This is a genomic window from Devosia neptuniae, assembly GCF_025452235.1.
Taxonomy (GTDB): Bacteria; Pseudomonadota; Alphaproteobacteria; order Rhizobiales; family Devosiaceae; genus Devosia.
This window is the reverse complement of record NZ_CP104965.1, coordinates 1,223,015-1,238,818: the sequence shown is the minus strand read 5'-3', so window position 1 is coordinate 1,238,818 and position 15,804 is coordinate 1,223,015. Positions and strand designations below refer to the sequence as shown.

13 protein-coding genes are annotated in these 15,804 nt (G+C 62.6%); 10 read left to right on the top strand and 3 right to left on the bottom strand.

Annotated elements, in window-relative coordinates; translation table 11 throughout:
- The first annotated feature begins 40 nt into the window (after positions 1 to 40).
- The 3 genes from N8A98_RS08745 (at position 41) to N8A98_RS08735 (ending at position 4,782) form a co-directional block, all read left to right on the top strand.
- Entirely contained in the window at positions 41 to 2,971 is a 2,931-nt protein-coding gene (locus N8A98_RS08745) for an FAD-binding and (Fe-S)-binding domain-containing protein (RefSeq protein ID WP_262170699.1), read from the top strand.
- Positions 2,972 to 3,054: 83 nt separating this feature from the next.
- Positions 3,055 to 4,248, top strand: coding sequence for a class I SAM-dependent RNA methyltransferase (locus N8A98_RS08740; protein ID WP_262170697.1), 1,194 nt, complete (start codon positions 3,055 to 3,057; stop codon positions 4,246 to 4,248).
- A gap of 111 nt (positions 4,249 to 4,359) precedes the next feature.
- Complete coding sequence (locus N8A98_RS08735) at positions 4,360 to 4,782, top strand: hypothetical protein (RefSeq protein ID WP_262170696.1); 423 nt, start codon at positions 4,360 to 4,362, stop codon at positions 4,780 to 4,782.
- Here N8A98_RS08735 and N8A98_RS08730 read toward each other — a convergent pair.
- From N8A98_RS08730 to N8A98_RS08720, 3 genes are all read right to left on the bottom strand, one after another.
- A complete protein-coding gene (locus tag N8A98_RS08730) occupies positions 4,779 to 5,603 on the bottom strand; it encodes a sugar phosphate isomerase/epimerase family protein (protein ID WP_262170694.1) in 825 nt (274 codons plus the stop codon). The two genes, N8A98_RS08735 and N8A98_RS08730, sit on opposite strands and share 4 nt — an antisense overlap.
- Complete coding sequence (locus N8A98_RS08725) at positions 5,603 to 6,772, bottom strand: dihydrodipicolinate synthase family protein (protein WP_262170693.1); 1,170 nt, start codon at positions 6,770 to 6,772, stop codon at positions 5,603 to 5,605. The genes N8A98_RS08730 and N8A98_RS08725 overlap by 1 nt, the downstream gene beginning before the upstream one ends.
- A gap of 171 nt (positions 6,773 to 6,943) precedes the next feature.
- Positions 6,944 to 8,095, bottom strand: coding sequence for a Gfo/Idh/MocA family protein (locus tag N8A98_RS08720; protein WP_262170691.1), 1,152 nt, complete (start codon positions 8,093 to 8,095; stop codon positions 6,944 to 6,946).
- A 212-nt stretch (positions 8,096 to 8,307) separates the two neighbouring features.
- Here N8A98_RS08720 and N8A98_RS08715 point away from each other — a divergent pair, with 212 nt between their 5' ends.
- The 7 genes from N8A98_RS08715 to N8A98_RS08685 all read left to right on the top strand — a co-directional run bounded on the left by N8A98_RS08715 (position 8,308) and on the right by N8A98_RS08685 (position 15,800).
- Complete coding sequence (locus tag N8A98_RS08715) at positions 8,308 to 8,970, top strand: TetR/AcrR family transcriptional regulator (RefSeq protein WP_162740454.1); 663 nt, start codon at positions 8,308 to 8,310, stop codon at positions 8,968 to 8,970.
- 254 nt (positions 8,971 to 9,224) lie between these two features.
- Positions 9,225 to 10,517 carry an ABC transporter substrate-binding protein gene (locus N8A98_RS08710; protein WP_262170689.1) on the top strand — a complete coding sequence of 431 codons (1,293 nt, stop codon included), beginning with the start codon at positions 9,225 to 9,227 and terminating at the stop codon, positions 10,515 to 10,517.
- A 63-nt stretch (positions 10,518 to 10,580) separates the two neighbouring features.
- The gene (locus N8A98_RS08705) at positions 10,581 to 11,870 is read left to right on the top strand and encodes an ABC transporter substrate-binding protein (RefSeq protein WP_262170687.1); all 1,290 of its coding nucleotides are present in this window, start codon (positions 10,581 to 10,583) and stop codon (positions 11,868 to 11,870) included.
- Positions 11,871 to 11,872: 2 nt separating this feature from the next.
- Entirely contained in the window at positions 11,873 to 12,814 is a 942-nt protein-coding gene (locus N8A98_RS08700; protein ID WP_262170685.1) for a carbohydrate ABC transporter permease, read from the top strand.
- A 34-nt stretch (positions 12,815 to 12,848) separates the two neighbouring features.
- On the top strand, positions 12,849 to 13,694 hold the full coding sequence (locus tag N8A98_RS08695; RefSeq protein ID WP_113123585.1) for a carbohydrate ABC transporter permease: 846 nt from the start codon (positions 12,849 to 12,851) through the stop codon (positions 13,692 to 13,694).
- A 4-nt stretch (positions 13,695 to 13,698) separates the two neighbouring features.
- The gene (locus N8A98_RS08690; RefSeq protein ID WP_262170683.1) at positions 13,699 to 14,718 is read left to right on the top strand and encodes a Gfo/Idh/MocA family protein; all 1,020 of its coding nucleotides are present in this window, start codon (positions 13,699 to 13,701) and stop codon (positions 14,716 to 14,718) included.
- The gene (locus N8A98_RS08685; RefSeq protein WP_262170682.1) at positions 14,715 to 15,800 is read left to right on the top strand and encodes a Gfo/Idh/MocA family protein; all 1,086 of its coding nucleotides are present in this window, start codon (positions 14,715 to 14,717) and stop codon (positions 15,798 to 15,800) included. Before N8A98_RS08690 ends, N8A98_RS08685 begins: the two co-directional genes overlap by 4 nt.
- Positions 15,801 to 15,804 lie beyond the last annotated feature (4 nt).

The following is a 15,804-nucleotide window of genomic DNA, read 5'->3' as shown; positions in this document are numbered from 1 at the left end:
CTCTTCCGCTCTTGCCAGCTGACATGTTAGCCTTCCCGCCATGCAGCAAGCCGTCCTCTCGCCCTCCCCCGTCCACCAGCCCACGCCCGACCGCATCGCGGCCGGCGAGCGCCTTGTCGCTCGCCTCAAGGGGCAAATTGGCGGGCGCATGTTCACCGATCCTTTGATGACCTATGCCTGGAGCGGCGACGCCAGCTCCTATCGGCTGGTGCCGGCCGCGGTGGTCTTCATCAATTCCGAGGATGAGGTGCGCGCGGTGATCAAGGCCTGCCGCGCCGAGCAGCTGCCGCTGACCTTCCGCGCCGCCGGCACCTCGCTCTCGGGCCAGGCCGTCACCGATGGCGTGCTGGCCGTGTTGGGCGATGGCTGGCGCAAGCTCGATATCCATCCTGGCGCCGACCAGATCACTTTGGGCCCGGCCATCATCGTCGCCCAGGCCAATGCGGCCCTCAAGAAATTCGACCGCAAGATCGGCCCCGATCCGGCCAGCCAGGCAACCTGCAAGATTGGTGGCGTGGTCAACAATAATTCCTCGGGCATGTGCTGTGGCGTCGCCCAGAACACCTACCACACCATGGCGCGCCTGCGGATCGTGCTGGCCGATGGCACGGCGCTCGATTCGGGCGATCCGGCCTCCTGCGACGCCTTCCGCATCAGCCATGCGGCCATGCTCGACGCCATCCACGACCTGCACCACCAGGTCATGGCCGATCCCGACCTGGTCGCGCTGATCAAAAAGAAATACCGCATCAAGAACACGGTCGGCTATTCGCTCAATGCGCTGGTCGATTATCACGACCCGCTCGATATCCTGATCCACCTCATGGTGGGCTCGGAAGGCACGCTCGGCTTCGTTTCCGAAGTGACCTACAATACTGTCCCCGAACATCCCTTCAAATCGACCGCGTTGGTGCCCTTTCCGGACCCTTATGCTGCTGCCAGTGCTATCAGTGTGTTAGCCAATAACGGGGTGCAGGTGACAACTGGTGTCACCGCCGCCGAATATATCGAGCGCCGCGCCTTGGCCACGGTCGAGCATCTCGCGCCCATGGCGCCGCTGCTACCCTGGCTCACCGACAACTCGCCCGCCGTGCTCATCGACGTCACCGCACCCACCGCGCAAGAGCTTGAAACGGAAGTCGAAAAGGCCGCCGCCATCCTCTCGGCCAATGGCGCGACCCATATCGATTTTTCGACCGACGAAGCCCGCTCCCACGCCCTTTGGGACATTCGCAAGGGCTTCTTCGCCTCGGGCGGCGCTGCCCGTCCCAAGGGCACCTCCATGCTCACCGAAGACGTTGCCGCACCCATCGAGCGGCTGGCCGAATTCGTCATCGCCATGCGCAACCTGCTCGACGACCACGGCTATGAAGACGCTATCATTTTCGGCCACGCCCTGGCGGGAAACCTGCATTTCCAGATGAGCGACGATTTCGCAGCACCCGGCGCAGCGGAAAAATTCGATATGTTTTCCAAGGCCCTGTCCGATCTGGTCTCGATCCAGTTCGGCGGCTCGCTCAAGGCCGAGCACGGTACCGGCCGCGCCATCGCCCCCTTTGTCGAAGCCGAATGGGGCTCCAAGGCCTACGGCCTGATGCACCAGATCAAGGCGCTATTCGATCCCGAAAACCTGCTCAATCCCGGCGTGCTGCTCAACGCCGATGCCAAGGTGCACATCAAGAACCTCAAGGTCATGCCGCTGGCCGACGAGCTGGTCGACATGTGCATCGAATGCGGCTTCTGCGAACCGGCCTGCCCCAGCCACCAGATGACGCTCTCGCCCCGCCAGCGCATCGCCGTCACCCGCGAACGCGAACGCCTGCGCGCTACTGGCGAAGACCCCGAGCGGCTGGCGACATTTGATCGCGATTTCCAATATCCGGGCCTAGATACTTGCGCGGCCTGTAACCTCTGTTCCCTGCGCTGCCCCGTCGGCATCGAAACCGGCACCATGATCATCGGCCAGCGCGGCCAGCGGCGCGGCAGCACAGCCCGTTCGGTCGCCGGCTTTGCCGCCGATCACACCGGTAGCGTCGAAGCCTTCATGCGCGGTGGCGTTGCCTTGGCCGATGTCGCGCGCACCATCATCCCGGCACCAGCCCTGGAGGCCATCAGCGAAACCGCCCGCCGCGCCAGTGGCAACCGCATTCCGCGCCTCTCCCGCGCCCTGCGCCACGGCCCCGGCGCGCCCAAGGCACCAGCAAAAATCTCACGCGATGATCCGCGCGACACCGGCTTCCCCGTACCCACCGCGCAAGGCGACCGCCAAAGAATCGTCTATTTTCCCTCCTGCGCCAGCCGCATGTTTGGAACGCCACAAACGGATAAAAATCTGCTGCCGGTTACTGACGCCATGCTGGCTTTGCTCGATCGGGCCGGGTTCGATGTCAGCATGCCCGAGCATCTGAATGGTCAATGCTGCGGCCAGCCCTTCCAGTCCAAGGGCTTTCCCGAGCAGGCCGCTGAAGTGGGCGGCGCGCTCAAGCGCGAACTCTCCGCCCTCAGCGATGGCGGCGCGATATCGGTCGTCACCGACGCTTCTACCTGCGCCAAGCATCTCAAGGAATTTCCCGGCGATGCGCCCGTGCTCGATTCGGCGCAATTCCTCGTCACGCATGTGCTGCCGCGCCTGACCATCACGCAGAAGCTGCCGACGGTCGCGGTCCATCACAATTGTTCGGCCCAGCGCCTCAAGGAGCAACCCTCCACCGAGGCCATCGCCCGCGCCTGTGCCGAGGCTATTGCGGTGCTCAGTTCCGTCACCTGCTGCGGCTATGCCGGCGACAAGGGACTGTTCTTCCCCGAACTCAACCAGCACGCCACCCGCTTCGCCAAAAACGACATACCGCCAGGCTGCACGCTAGGCGTCTCGACAGTCTCCACCTGCGCCTCAGGACTCAGCGAACATGCGGGCGTTCCGTTTGTCGGCTTGGCGAGCCTGCTCGAATGGGCGAGCCGGCCGCTGCATTAAGCCGGGGAGGGGGCTCAAAACCCCCGCCCTTCACACGCCGCCCGCAAAAGGCTACTGAACCCGTCAGCAAGCCCCGGACGTTCATGACCATCACCACACACATTACCAGCCTCGGCCATAAGGGCGAGGGTGTCACCGAGATCGACGGTTTCAAGATCTTCGTGCCGCTGACCCTGCCCGGCGAAATGGTGGAGATCACCGCCGATGGCGATCGCGGCACGCTGGTCTCGGTGCTCGAGCCGGCGGCCAACCGCATCACCCCATTCTGCCCGCATTTCGGCGCCTGTGGCGGCTGCCAGCTCCAGCATATGGATCGGGCCAGCTACGAGGCCTTCAAGACTGGGCTCATCGAAACCCCGCTGCGCTTTGCCGGGCTCGATCACCAGGTCACAAAGTTTATCGACGCCGCCGGCAATGGCCGCCGCCGCGCGACGCTGCATGCCCGCAAGGAAGGCGCCGGCTATATGCGGCTGCGCAGTCATCAGGTGCATGATCTCGACGCCTGCCCGATCCTGGCGCCGGAATTGGCCCGTGCCCCCGACATTGCCCGTGCGGTTATGGCGGCTGTGGGCGAGGCCGATGTGAGCTTTACTGCAAGTGTGACCGGCCTCGATGTCGCTGTCCGCACCGAGAAAAAGCAGGCCCGCGCCGATCGGCTGCAGCCGCTGGTCGGCCGCTTCCGGCTGGCGCGACTGGCGCTCAATGGCGAAATGATCCTGCAAGCCCAGGCCCCCATCATCGCCATGGGCCGCGCTCAGGTCGAGCTGCCCATTGGCAGCTTTTTGCAAGCCACCGAAGCCGCCGAAACCATCCTGTCCGACTACGTCCTCAATGCCGTCGGCAAAGCCAAAAGCGTGGCCGACCTGTTCTGCGGCATCGGCCCCTTTGCCCTGCGGCTGGCCGAACAACGGCCGGTTTCGGCCTTCGACAGCGACAAGGCTGGCATTCTGGCGCTCGACAAGGCCCGCCGCTTCACCAAGGGTCTGCGCGAAATCACTGCCAAGCCGCGCGATCTGTTCCGCGATCCGCTCACCCAGTTCGAACTGCCTTATGAGGCAGTGGTACTTGATCCGCCCCGTGCCGGCGCCGAGGCGCAGGTGCGCGAATTGGCCAAGTCCAAGGTGAAAACCGTGGTGATGGTCGCCTGCGATAGCAGAACCGTTGCTCGTGATGCTGCGATCTTGGTGGGCGCCGGCTATGCCATGAGCGATCTGGTGGCGGTGGACCAGTTCACCCAATCCACCCACATCGAAATCGCGGCGACCTTCCGCCGCTGATCATCACATTGTCCCGGCGGGCGCAACCCTTGCCACGGGACTGCGTTGGGAAACCCATCAAGCAAACAAGCGACTGCGTGGGGCGGGCGTTGTTGTGAATGGAGCAAACCCATGCAATTTCTGAAAACTAGCCTTCTCGCCGGCCTGCTCTTGGCCACGTCCATCCCCGCTTTCGCCCAGGATGCAGCGCCCGCTGCCCAAGGCGAGGCAGCCCTTGCGGCCGATCCCAGCGGTGACTTCGTCGATGAATACGGCACCTCGTTCAGCTTCACCCTGTGCGGGGAAAGCGGCACTGATCTTTGCGGCGTGCTGACCAATCTCGAGGGTGAATCGGCGACCGAGGAAAACCTGGCCTTTGTCGGCAAGCAGGTGATGCAGGCCCAGCAAACCGCTCCCAATGAATGGAAGGGTTCGCTGAGCGCCGGCGGGATGACGGCTGACGCCACCATTACCCAGACCGGCCCGGATACGATCGAAATCCAGGGTTGCCGCGCCGGCATTTTGTGCCAGACGCTGGCCTATAATAGAGTCTAGCAGACGGTAGCGACGCGGTCCTTGATCACGGCGAGGACCTCGTCGCCGGGGCGCTTCCACCAATTATCGGCGGAGAAGATTTCCACTTCCTGCGGCCCAAAAAACCCGGCATCTTCAATCATTTGGCGGATGCCGGGCAGGTCGATGACGCCATCACCCATCATGCCGCGATCGAGCAGCATGTCCTTGGTGGGCACCAACCAATCGCAGATATGGTGGGCAAAAATCCGGTTCATCCGGCCGGCGCGGGCAATGGCCTGGGCCAGCCTTGGGTCCCACCAGACGTGATAGACGTCGATGGCGACGCCGACGGTTTCGCCCAGCGTCTCGCAGATATCGAGCGCCTGATCGATGGTGTTCACGCAGGCGCGGTCGGCGGCATACATGGGGTGCAGCGGCTCGATGGCGATCTTGACGCCCGAGGCTTTGGCATGGGGCAGCATGGCGGCGATGCCGTCGCTGACCATCTGGCGGGCGCCCACTAAGTCCTTGGAACTCCCCGGCAATCCGCCGACGACCAGCACGAGGCAATCGGCATTGAGCGCCGCGGCTTCGTCAATGGCGCGCAGATTATCATCGATATTGGCCTGCCGTCCGGCGGCGGTTTCAGCGGGGAACATGCCGCCGCGGCAGACGCCGGTGACCTGGATCTTGTTGTCGCGAACGATGCGGGCGGCTTCGTCCAGACCAATGGCGGCGATCTGGTCGCGCCAGGGGGAAATGGCGGTGATTCCGGCCTTGAGGCACCCGTCCACGGCTTCCTCGAAGCCCCAGACCTGGCGGGTGGTGGCCAGGTTCAAAGAGATAGCACGCTGGGTCATTATGCTAACACACTGTTAACGTTGAGCACCGCAGTCATGCGCTTTACGGCCAATTCCGGGTCACTCAAAACCCGCGCCTTGTCGGCGAGGCGGAACAGCTCACTTAGATGCTGGACGGAGCGGGTCGATTGCTGCCCGCCGATCATCTGGAAATGGTCCTGCAGCCCATTGAGATAGGCGAGGAAGACCACGCCGGTTTTGTAGAAGCGGGTGGGGGCGGCAAAGATATGCCGGCTGAGCGGCACGGTGGGTTCGAGCAGGTCAAAGAATTCATTGGTATTGCCACGGCCGAGCGCTGCGAGGCCCGCCGAGGCGGCGGGAGCGATGGCGTCGAAAATGCCGAGCAGGGCGTGGGAATAGCCAGCATCGTCGCCGGCAATCAGTTCGGCATAGTTGAAATCGTCGCCGGTATACATTTTGACCGAAGCGGGCAGGCGGCGGCGCATGGCGATTTCTTTTTCTGCCGAGAGCAGCGAAATCTTGATGCCGTCGACCTTGGATGCATTGGCGGCGATCACGTCCAGACAGACATCCATGGCGCCGTCATGGTCGACATTGCCCCAATAGCCGGCCAAGGCCGGATCGAACATTTCGCCCAGCCAATGCATGATCACCGGCTGCTTCACCTGGCTCAGAATGCGGCTATAGACTTTGGCGTAATCGTCGGGTGACTTGGCCGCGGCGGCCAGCGCGCGGCTCGCCATCAGGATGACGCGGCCGCCTTCGGCTTCGACAAAGCCGACCTGTTCTTCATAGGCGGCGATAATTTGGTCGATGGTGACATCGGGGCCGGGCGCGAGATGGTCGGTGCCCGCGCCATAGGCGATGAGTGCGTCGTCGCGCGTGCGGGCTTCGGCCTGGGCGCGGCGGATCAGTTCCTGCGCGTCCGTCCAGGTCAGGCCCATGCCGCGCTGGGCGGTGTCCATGGCTTCGGCGACGCCGAGACCGAGGTCCCAGAGGCGATGGCGGAATTTGAGGGTGGTGTCCCAATCGATCGCCGGGGTCAGCCAGGGATCGTTGTTCGCCAGCGGATCGGCCACCACATGGGCGGCGGCATAGGCGATGCGATTGAAGTCGGATGCCTTGTGCTTGACGAAGGGGATGGGCTCTCCGGTGAGCGTGTAAGGCGTGATGGAACGGTCTGGATTGGGCAGGTTGATGCTGGTCATATTTTCCTCAAAGCCTCAACAAACGCGGTGTCACCCCGGCGCAGGCCGGGGTCCATGCTGTGTTCCCTCCCAGCATTCGATGTCGCTGCTGGTCTTCAGCATGGATTCCGGCCTACGCCGGAATGACATCGGGGGTGGGGAGGGGCCGGGTGAGGGGGCCTTTGGCCCCTCTTAGAATTCCAGCTTCGGCACGTCGAGCCAGCGGCGTTCGGCCCAGCTTTTGAGGCCCAGTTCGGCCAGCTGTACGCCCTTGGCGCCGGCTTCGAGGCCATAGTCCCATGGCGCGTCTTCGGCGACATGGCGGAGGAACATTTCCCACTGCGCCTTGAAGCCATTCTGGGCCGGCCAATTGTCCGGCACTTCTTCCCAATCGTTGAAGAAGTTCATGGTCTGGGGTTGGTCGGGATTCCACACCGGCTTGGGCGTGTTGACGCGATGCTGGCTCCAGCATTTGTGAAGGCCCGCCACAGCCGAGCCATGCGTGCCATCGACATGGAAGGTGACGAGATCATCGCGGCGGACGCGGGTGGTCCAGCTCGAATTGATCTGGGCGATCACCCCGCCTTCGAGTTCGAACGTGGCATAGGCTGCGTCATCGGTATCGGCCTTGTAGCGATTGCCCTTCTCGTCGACGCGTTCGGGAATATGCGTGGCGCCCAGGCACGAGACGGCCTTGACCTCGCCGAACAGATTATCGAGCACATAGCGCCAGTGGCACAGCATATCGAGGATGATGCCGCCGCCATCGGCCTTGCGGTAATTCCAGCTCGGGCGCTGGGCGGGCTGCCAATCGCCCTCGAACACCCAATAGCCGAACTCGCCGCGCACCGAGAGAATGTCGCCGAAGAACCCGGAATCCCGGAGCATCTTGAGCTTCATTAGGCCAGGCAAAAACAGCTTGTCCTGCACCACGCCATGCTTGAGGCCGGAGGCGCGGGCGGTCTTGGCGAGGTTGACGGCGATGTCGAGGGAATCGCTGGTCGGCTTTTCGCAATAGACGTGCTTGCCGGCGGCCAGGGCCTTTTCGATCAGGCTGGCGCGCATCAGCGTGGTGCCGGCGTCAAAGAAGACACTGTCTTCGGGGTTGGCCAGGGCTGCGTCGAGATCGCTGCTCCAGCGGGCGATATTGTGCTTTTTGGCCAGCCGCTCGATCTTGTCGGCATCGCGGCCAACAATGATGGGGTCGACAATCAGCCGGTCGCCATTGGACAGCGCAATGCCGCCCTGGTCGCGAATGGCAAGGATCGAGCGCACCAGGTGCTGATTATACCCCATGCGGCCGGTCACGCCGTGCATGATCAGTCCAAGCCGTTGTTCCGCCATCCGAAAATCCTCCCAATCAGGCATTCTGTGTAACTGTTTAGTTACTTAGGTACACGGGGCGCTGGCATGCCGTCAAGATGGCATTATGCGATTGCGAAGCTGTATCCGCGGTATGGGCCGCTGGGCCCGGCCTTTACCCCAGGCGCTGGCGCTGCTATCTGATGAGAGCAAGGCCAGCCGGGGTAACCGGTCCGTTCACACAGCGAGGCTCCATGGATCAGCGGCTGACACAGCCGGCGCCGCCAGCCAAGCGGGCGCGCAATTCGAGCAAGACCAAGGCCGATATCCTGGTCGCGGGGCGCGCCGAATTTGCCGAGCGCGGCTTTGAGGGTGCGCGGGTCGATGCCATTGCCGAGCGGGCCGGGGCCAATAAGCGGCTGCTCTACCATTATTTCGGCAACAAGGAAGATCTCTACCGGGCGGTGTTGCTCGACGCCTATCAGGAGATCCGGCGCGGCGAACGGGCGCTGAGCCTGGACCAATTCGGGCCGGTCGACGCCATGGACCGACTGGTGCGGTTCACCTTCCGCCATTTCCTCGCCAACCCTTGGTTTCCGCGCCTACTGGGCACGGAAAATATCGAGAATGCCCGGTTTCTCAAGACTTTGCCGGATATTCAGGCGCTGCATTCCCCCTTGGTCGGGCAGATCACCACCATCCTGCAGCGCGGCGCCGAGGCGGGGATTTTCCGCCGCGATGTGGATGCGGTGCAGCTCTATATCTCTATCGCAGCGCTGGGTTTTTTCTATGTGTCGAACATGGCGACGCTGTCGGTGATCTTCGCCCGCGACCTGGGCGGGGTGGCCATGCTGCAGGAGCGCGAAGCGCAGGCCGTGCAGATGGTGCTCGACTATCTGCGCACCCAACCCAGCTGACCCGAAGCGGCCGCAAATTCCCGCAAATTATTTGCCGTAGCGGCGGCGGCCGGCTCACGAAACATTGCGCAAATGCGCTATTTCCTTGACCTTTCATCCGCTTTATTCTTCCATACAAGAACGGCGCGGTGTGACTTGACTTCGGACCGAGACTGACACAGTGTTGTAACTAGTTGGTTATTTAGCGACGGGGAGGTCGCTAGCGACGTTTCGCCCGCAGGCCGGGCGATATCTGCATCATGGGAGGAAAAAACATGACACTTCGATTCGATAGACGGCAGTTTCTGCTCGGCAGCTCCGCACTGGTCGCAGCTGGCGCCGTCGGCGTAATGCCGGCCTGGGCCCAGGCGGCCAATCTGCGCCTGACCTTCTGGGGCGGCCAGGCCCGCGCCGACCGCACCTATGGGGTGACCGACCTTTATGAGGCGGCCAATCCCGGCACCACGATTGAAGGCGAATTCCTGGCCTGGAACGATTACTGGCCCAAGCTGGCCACCCAGACCGCCGGCGGCAATGCGCCCGATATCATCCAGATGGATTATCGCTACATCGTTGAATATGCCAAGCGCAACGCCATCGCCCCGCTCGACGAATTTGTCGGCGGCGCGCTGAAGCTGGACGGCTTTGACGAAGACCAGCTCGAAGGCGGCAAGGTCGATGGCAAGCTCTACGGCATTTCGCTGGGCGCCAATTCGGTGGCCGCTCTGGTCAATACCGTGGCCTTCGAAGAAGCCGGCGTGGAAGTGCCGACCAATGCCTGGACCTATGACGACCTGATGACCATGGGCGAGGCCTTCAAATCGGCCAATATCCGTGGCGGCATGAAGGTGATTGCCGACGGTTCCTATTCCGAGCCCATGCTCGATAACTGGCTGCGCCAGCGCGGCAAGGCCCTCTACACCGCCGATGGCAAGCTTGGTTTCGAGGAAGCCGACGCCATTGAATGGTATACGCTGTGGAACAAGCTGCGCGATGCCGGCGTCTGCGTCTCGGCAGAAGACCAGGCCATCGATACCGGCGCAGTGGAAACCACCATGCTGGTGCTGGGCAAGGCGGCCATCATGCCGTCCAACTCCAACCAGCTGGTCGGCTTCCAGGCCATCATGAAAGACAAGCTGGGCATGAACGGCTATCCGCGTATCGCGGCTGGCGTCGGCGGCGGTCACTACCGCAAGCCGTCCATGTTCTTCTCGGTTTCCGGCAGCTCGGCCAACAAGGAAGCGGCTTCCGCTTTCCTCAGCTATTTCGTCAATGACCCCGAAGCTGCCAAGCTGCTGGGCGTCGAGCGCGGCATTCCCTGCATTGCGGCAACCCGTGATGTCGTGGCGCCGACGCTGGACGAGCAGAACCAGCTGGCCCTGAACTTCGTGGCCAATCTGGGCGACCTGCTTGGCCCGCTGCCGCCACCCCCGCCGGCTTCGGCTGGTGAAATCGACGCTTCGCTGATCCGCACCCTGGGCCAGGAAGTCGGCTTTGGCGCCAAGACGCCCGAGCAGGCTGGCCCTGAGCTGATCAGCGGCGCCAACGCCATTCTCAGCCGGTCCTGATAACCGGTTTCGCCGCGCGCCAGTTTGGCGCGCGGCATTTTTATAAGCCTATGGAGTTTCAGCATGGTATCGGTCGCCAACAGACGGCAATTTCTCTTGGCCGGTTCGGCCCTTGTGGCGGCAAGCGGTCTGGGCGGACTGCCCGCCTTTGCCCAGGATACCCGGCTCCGGCTGGTGTTCTGGGGTAGCCAGGCCCGCGCCGACCGCACCTATGGGGTGACCGATCTTTATACCGGGGAGCATCCCGGCCTTGCCATCGAAGGCGAATTCCTCGGCTGGGCCGATTATTGGCCCAAGCTCGCCACCCAGACCGCGGGCGGCAATGCCCCCGACATCATGCAGATGGATTACCGCTATATCGGGGAATATGCCCGTCGCGGCACCCTGGCCCCGCTCGACCAATATGTCGGCGCCGGGCTCGATATCGCTTCGATCGACGAAGACCAGCTGCATAACGGCACCATTGACGGCAAGCTGATCGGCATTAGCCTGGGCGTTGCTGCGGGCGCTGCCGTCTACAATGCCAAGGCGCTGGCCGATGCGGGGATCGAGATCGATCCCATGGGCTGGACCTATGACGACCTCAAGACCAAGGGCGCGGCCTTTGCCGAAAGCACCGGCGGCGCTGTGGCCCTGGCGCCCGATGGCAGCGGCATCGAGCTATTGTTCGAGAACTGGCTGCGCCAGCAGGGCAAGGCGCTCTATACCGCCGAAGGCCAGCCGGCCTTTGCCGCCGAAGACGTGACCGCCTGGTTCAAGCTTTGGGCCGAACTGCGCGAGGCGCGCGCCATTGTCAGCCCCGACGAGCAGGCCATCGATGTGGGCAAGCTCGAAACCTCGCCTCTCGTGCGCGGCAAGGCGGCGATGAATTTCACCACTTCCAACCAGCTCGTTGCCTATCAGACGCTGGTGCCCGATCCACTGGGGATTGCCATCTATCCGGCGACCACGACCGGCTCGACCGGTGGGCATTATCGCAATTCCTCGCAATATTTTGCCATTTCGGCTGGCTCGGCGGCGCCCGAACAGGCGGTGGAATTCATCAATTTCTTCGTCAATTCGCCCGAGGCCGCAGCCCTGCTCGGCGTCGAGCGCGGCGTGCCGGCGTCCTCCGCCATGCGGGCGGCGCTGGCGCCATCGCTGGACGAACGCAGCCAGCAGGCGGTACGCTATATCGACCAATTGGGCGCCATTGCCGGCCCCGTGCCGCCGACCCCGCCGGCAGCCGCCGGCGAAATCGAAGTGGCGCTCAAGACCAAGAGCCAGGAAGTGGGTTTCGGCATGCAATCGCCTGAAGACGCCGGCCCCGCCTTTTTCGACGAAGTCGTCGCCACCCTAGCGCGGGCAGCCTGATCATGGCGGTTCAAACAGCAATCGCTACACCGGCCGGGCAGGCGCAGCGCCCCTCGGTCTGGTCGCGCATCTGGCAGAATGATGCGCCCGGCTATCTGTTCCTCTTGCCCTGGTTCATCGGCTTTTTCGGCCTCACCATCGGGCCGATGATCACCTCATTCTATCTCAGCTTCACCAATTTCGACCTGTTGCAGGCGCCCCAATGGGTGGGCGCCAACAATTACATCCGCATGTTCACCGCCGATCCCAAATTCTCGGCCTCGATGCGGGTGACCTTGTTCTTCGTGGTCTTTTCGGTGCCGCTCAAGCTGGCCTTTGCTTTGGCCGTGGCCATGCTGCTCAATCGCGGCATCAAGGGCCTGCCCATGTATCGGGCTTTGTTCTATTTACCGAGCCTGCTCGGCGCTTCGGTGGCCATCGCCATCCTGTGGCGGCAGATCTTTGCCGGCGACGGCCTGGTCAACAAGCTCCTCGCCATGTTCGGCATTATCGGCCCCAGCTGGATTTCCAATCCCAATTATTCGCTGTGGACGCTGATTATCCTCTCCATCTGGCAGTTCGGCTCGCCGATGATCATTTTCCTCGCCGGCCTGCGCCAGATTCCGCAGGACATGTATGAGGCGGCGAGCCTTGATGGCGCCAGCAAATGGCGGCAATTCGTCAAGATCACGCTGCCGCTGCTGACCCCGGTGGTGTTCTTCAACGCCATCATCCAGACCATCGAGGCGTTCAAGAGCTTCACCCCCGCCTTCATCATCTCGGGCGGCACCGGCAATCCGATCAATTCGACGCTGTTCTACACGCTCTATCTCTACCAGGAGGCCTTCGGCTTCTTCCGCATGGGCTATGCCTCGGCATTGGCCTGGGTGCTGCTGGCGCTGGTCGGGCTGTTCACGGCGTTCTCCTTCCTCACCTCCAAATACTGGGTGCACTATGACGATTAATGCCCCCGCCAAATTGACCGTGGTGACCGAGGGCATGCCCTCGCCGCTGCGCCGCCGCACCACCTCGATCATCGTGCATGTCCTGCTGATCGGCGCATCCATCCTGATGCTCTATCCGCTGCTCTGGCTGCTGGCCGCCTCGTTCCGGCCGGAAAACGAGATCTTCACCTCGGCCAGCATCTGGCCGTCGTCCTGGAGTCTGGATGCCTATTTCCGCGGCTGGAATGGCTTGCGCACCGGCTTTGGCACCTTCTATCTCAACAGCTTCATCATTTCGGGCCTGTCGGTGATCGGCAATGTGCTGGCCTGTTCCATGGCGGCCTTCGCCTTTGCGCGGCTGGATTTCAAATACAAGAACTTCTGGTTCGCCATGATGCTGATGACCCTGATGCTGCCCTATCAGGTGACGCTCATCCCCCAATATGTGCTGTTCCGCCAGCTTGGCTGGGTGAACACCTTCCTGCCGCTGGTCGTGCCCAAATTCCTGGCGGCCGACGGCTTCTTCATCTTCCTCATGGTGCAGTTCTTCCGCGGCCTGCCAAAGGAGCTGGATGAGGCGGCACAGATGGACGGCTGCTCGCCCTGGCGCATCTATTGGCGCATCATCATCCCGCTCTCCATGCCGGTTTTGGCGACTGCCGCCATCTTCACCTTCATCTGGACCTGGGACGATTTCTTCGGGCCGCTGATCTATCTGGGCGAAATGCGCCAATATACGGTCATGCTGGGTCTGCGCACCTTCACCGACTCGACCGGGGAAAGCGATTACGGGGGCCTGTTCGCCATGTCGGCGCTCTCCCTTGTGCCGATCTTCCTGTTCTTCCTCTTCTTCCAGCGACTGCTCATCGAAGGCATCGCCACCACCGGTATGAAACGCTAGGCCCATGACTGACATCAAATTTGCCGCCATCGGCATCAATCACGCCCATATCTACGGCCAGGTGGAATGCCTCAAGCGCGCGGGCGGCCAATTCGTGGCCTTCCATGCGGTGGAAGACGATCTGGCCGCTACTTTTTCGGAAAAATTCCCCGAGGCGAAGCGCGTTGCCGACCCCAAGGAAATCCTTGAGGACGCTTCGATCGCCGTGATCACCACGGCCGCCATTCCCGCCGACCGCGCCGCCATTTCCCTGGCCGCCATGCGCCACGGCAAGGATGTGCTTTCTGACAAGCCCGGCATGACCACCTTTGCCCAGCTTGAAGAAATCAAGCAGGTGCAGAAAGAGACCGGCCGTATTTATGGCGTGCTCTATTCCGAGCATTTCGAGGTCAAGGCCACCGTCGAAGCGGGGAACCTCGTTGCCCAGGGCGCCATCGGCAAGGTGATCAATACGGTGGGCCTGGGCCCCCATTCACTGCGACTCAACAATCGCCCCGAATGGTTCTTCACCCGCAATCGCTATGGCGGCATCCTCACCGATATTGCCAGCCATCAGTTCGAGCAATTCCTGTTCTTCTCGGGCGCCATGGATGCCGAAGTGGTCTCCGCCAGCGTCGCCAATCGCGGCCATCCGGACAAGCCGGGTCTGCAGGATGTGGGCGATGTGCATCTCAAGGCCGAGGGCACCTCGGGTTATATCCGCGTCGACTGGTTCACCCCCGAAGGCCTGCCCACCTGGGGCGACGGGCGCCTGACGATTCTCGGCACAGAAGGCTATATCGAGCTGCGCAAATATATCGACATTGCCGGCCGCCCCGGCACCGATCACCTGTTCATCGTCAACAAGGATGGCCCCCGCCATATCGATTGCTCGAGCACCGACCTTCCCTTCGGCCGGCAATTCCTCGATGACGTGCGCAATCGTACGGAAACCGCCATGCCGCAGGAGCGGTGCTTCAACGCCATGAAACTGGCGCTGACCGCCCAGCAATTGGCCGAACGCGGCACGGAGTGGGCACAATGAGCCGGGTTTTCAACGTCGCCATCGTCGGCGTCGGCATCGGCCGCAGCCATCTGGTCGAGGGCTATGTGCCCAATGCCGATAAATACAAGGTGCTGGCGCTCTGCGACCTCAATGTCGAGCGCATGACGCCGATCGCCGATGAATTCAACGTCGAGCGCCGCATCACCAATTTCGACGAAATCCTCGCCATGGACGATATCGACATCATCGATATCTGCACCCCGCCCGGCCTGCACTATCCCATGGTCATGGCGGCGCTGAAGGCCGGCAAGCATGTGATTTGCGAAAAGCCGCTGGTCGGCTCGCTGGCCCAGGTCGACGAGGTGATTGCCCAGGAGAAGATTTCCAAGGGCAAGCTGATGCCGGTGTTCCAATATCGCTTCGGCGATGGCATCGAGCAGGCCAAGGCCATTATCGATGCCGGCATTGCCGGCAAGCCCTTCGTTGGCACGGTGGAAACCATGTGGCGCCGTGGCCCCGATTATTATGCTGTGCCCTGGCGCGGCAAATGGGCCACCGAATTGGGCGGCGTGCTGATGACCCACGCCATCCACCAGCATGACCTGTTCACCTATCTCATGGGTGACGTGAAACGCCTGTTCGGCCGGGTCGCCACCCGCGTCAATGCCATTGAAGTGGAAGACTGCGTCACTGCCAGCCTGGAGCTCGAAAACGGCGCCCTGGGCAGTTTCACCGCCACGCTGGGCGCGGCTGAGGAAATCACCCGCCTGTTCCTGACCTTCGAGAATGTCACCTTCGAAAGCGATTACGAGGCCTATAATCCCGGCGCCAAGCCGTGGCGCATCCAGCCGCGCAATCCCGAGACGGCGGCCAGGATTGACGCCTTGCTCAAGGACTGGAAGCATGTGCCCTCGCGGTTCGAGACGCAGATGGCCCGCTTCCACGCGGCTCTCTTGGGTGAAGCGCCGATGCCGGTGACCTCGGCGGATTCGCGCCGGGCGCTCGAACTCGTTACTGCCTTCTATCATTCCTCGACCACCCACGAAGATGTGGCCCTGCCCATCGCGTCCGACCATCCGCGTTACCAGAGCTGGGTTCCGCCCCAGTTCCGCGCCGCCTGAGGAG